We start from the raw sequence: 2,795 nt of genomic DNA, 5'->3' as shown, positions 1-2,795 counted from the left end.
GTAAAACATTTGTTTTTAAAAATAAAGTATAAAGTTTTAAAAAGAATAATAAATTTGTAGCCTACAAAATATTATCATATTTCATTATGGAACAGAAAGATGTTATAATCCAACGAATCAAGAAACTAAAGAAAGAAAAAAATGCAATAATTTTAGTTCATAATTATCAAAATCCTGAGATTTATGATATTGCAGATTTTGTTGGAGATTCATTGGAACTTGCCCGAAAAGCAACTGAAGTTAAAGAAGAAATAATCGTTTTTTGCGGAGTAAAATTCATGGCTGAAACAGCAAAAATTTTAAACCCCGAGAAGAAAGTACTTTTGCCAAACCTTGAGGCAACTTGCTCAATGGCAGACATGAGTGATGTTGAAGGTTTGCAAAAATTAAAAGACGAACATCCTAATGCAGGAGTTGTTTGTTACATTAATACTAATGCAGACGTAAAAGCATTGAGTGATATTATTTGCACATCTGCTAACGCTGGAAAAATGGTAAATTCACTTCCGAATGATGAGATAATTTTTTTGCCTGATATTCATCTTGCTGAATATGTTCAAACAAAAACGGATAAAAAAATTATTCCATATCAAGCATATTGTTACATTCATCATGCTTTCAATGGAGAAATGTTAAAAGATTTTAAAAAAATATACCCAAAAGCAAAGGTTCTTTCTCATCCCGAATCACCAATGGATGTTCTAAAAAATTCTGATTTTGTACGTGGAACAGGAGGAATGATAACTGCTGCAAAAGAATCTGATGCTAATGAATTTATAATGGTTACTGAATGTGGAATGGCAGAGAGATTACAAAGAGAAATGCCTGAAAAAAAATTCCATTCTTTCTGTAATATTTGTTCATATATGAAAATGACAAATCTCTTTTTGGTTGAAAGAGCACTTACAAAATTTGAATATGAGATAAATGTTCCTAATGATGTTGCCAAAGGAGCAAAAAAAGCAATTGACAAAATGCTGGAACTCTCTTAAAAAAGGGAGGTTCTGTTTTCATCCTTTTGAAAACAATTATTACCTTTGACCTTTGTATGTAGTGATATTTTTATTTAACAAAAACTGAATAGATGCAATATTTTGAAGCAGTTATTGTAGGTTCTGGAATTGCAGGACTATCGTATTCATTAAAGTTGTCGGAATATTTTACAAAGAATAATAGTGAAGCAAAAATATGCCTTATTACCAAAGCCGATGATGATGAAACAAACACAAAATATGCTCAGGGTGGTGTAGCCGTTGTATCCGATTTTCTAAAAGATTCATACGAAAAGCATATTCAAGATACCATGGAAGCAGGTAGTGAGCTATCTAACAGAGAAATTGTTGAGATGGTAATAAAAGACGGACCTGAACGGGTAAAAGAAATAATTTTATGGGGAACTGAATTTGACAAAAACAAAAACGGTGAGTACGAATTAGGAAAAGAAGGAGGTCATTCAGCATCAAGAGTATTGCATCACAAAGATATTACAGGATTGGAAATAGAAAAAAAACTCTTAAAAAAAGTTTATTCCTCTAAAAACATTAGTGTTCTGAATTATCATTTTGTTATTGACCTGTTAACACAGCATCACTTAGGAATTCAGTTGCCTAAAGGTAGTGAAAAAATTGATTGTTATGGCATTTACGTAATGAATCAAAAGAATTTACAAATATCAAAAATCATTTCAAAAGTAACAGTTTTTGCTACAGGTGGGTTAGGTCAGGTTTACTTCAATACCACAAATCCATTTATTGCTACAGGAGATGGAATTGCAGTAGCATACAGAGCAGGAGCAGTAATTGATAACATGGAATTTATTCAGTTTCATCCAACCGCTTTGTATAATCCGGGTGAGAGACCTTCTTTTTTGATATCTGAGGCGGTACGTGGTTTTGGAGGAATTATCAAAAGCCCTTCCGATGAAAATTTTATGAATAAATATGACAAAAGAGAATCCCTTGCTCCTCGTGATATTGTTGCTCGTGCCATTGATTTGGAAATGAAAAAAAATGGACTTGACCATGTTTGTTTGGATTGCCGTCATATTGAAGAAGAAAAGTTTAAAGAAAGATTTCCGAAAATTTATAAAAAATGTCTTGATATCGGAATTAACCCTTCTCAAAAAATGATTCCGATTGTACCTACTGCACACTATTCTTGCGGTGGAATAAAAACTGATAAATTCGGAAAAACATCTATTTCAAATTTTTATGCAATAGGTGAATGTGCCTCTACAGACCTTCACGGTGCAAATCGCTTGGCTTCAAATTCATTGTTAGAAGCTTTGGTTTTTTCTAATAATGCTTTTGAAGATACCATAAAAAATATTGATAATATTGAGTTTAGAAACAATATTCCCGAATGGAATTCAGTGGGTTCTGTTTCTCCTAAAGAAAATATTTTAATTAATCATAAGTTAAAAGAGCTTCAAAATCTTATGACGAGCTACGTAAATATTGTTAAAACAAACAAGCAATTGGAAGAAGCTCTGAAAAGGTTATATTTGCTTTATGAAGAAACAGAGAATCTTTACAATATGGAAATTCTTTCGCCCCAAATATCCGAATTAAGAAATTTGATTACTATTGGCTATCTTATCACAAAATCAGCTTATTCAAGAAAAGAAAACAAAGGATTGCATTACAACATTGACAACAAATAAAATAATTATATCAAAAAAATCTTTGTGTGTTTTAATAACAAGAAAGAAATAGCTACTCTAAGGCTCTAAGAAAACACCATAAGAAAAGCTTAGTGTTTCTTTGTGCCTTCGTGACTTAGTGGCAAATAAAAAA

Annotated in this window: 2 protein-coding genes; both read left to right on the top strand. The window is 31.4% G+C overall.

Annotation, left to right across the window (positions count from 1 at the left end):
- Positions 1–86 precede the first annotated feature (86 nt).
- Positions 87–992: a quinolinate synthase NadA gene (gene nadA / locus U9R42_02900; protein MEA3494964.1), complete on the top strand. Its 906-nt coding sequence runs from the start codon at positions 87–89 to the stop codon at positions 990–992.
- 92 nt (positions 993–1,084) lie between these two features.
- On the top strand, positions 1,085–2,662 hold the full coding sequence (gene nadB / locus U9R42_02895) for an L-aspartate oxidase (protein ID MEA3494963.1): 1,578 nt from the start codon (positions 1,085–1,087) through the stop codon (positions 2,660–2,662).
- Positions 2,663–2,795: the final 133 nt, after the last annotated feature.

It is taken from the genome of Bacteroidota bacterium (genome assembly GCA_034723125.1).
In the GTDB taxonomy this organism is placed as follows: Bacteria; Bacteroidota; Bacteroidia; order CAILMK01; family JAAYUY01; genus JAYEOP01.
Note: the sequence above shows the minus strand (reverse complement) of the source record. Positions and strands in the feature narration are given on the sequence as shown.

What these genes read in the sequence shown, in the direction of transcription:
- nadA (MEA3494964.1), top strand. Translation starts at nt 87, where the DNA reads ATGGAACAGAAAGATGTTATAATCCAACGAATCAAGAAACTAAAGAAA.
- nadB (MEA3494963.1), top strand. Translation starts at nt 1,085, where the DNA reads ATGCAATATTTTGAAGCAGTTATTGTAGGTTCTGGAATTGCAGGACTA.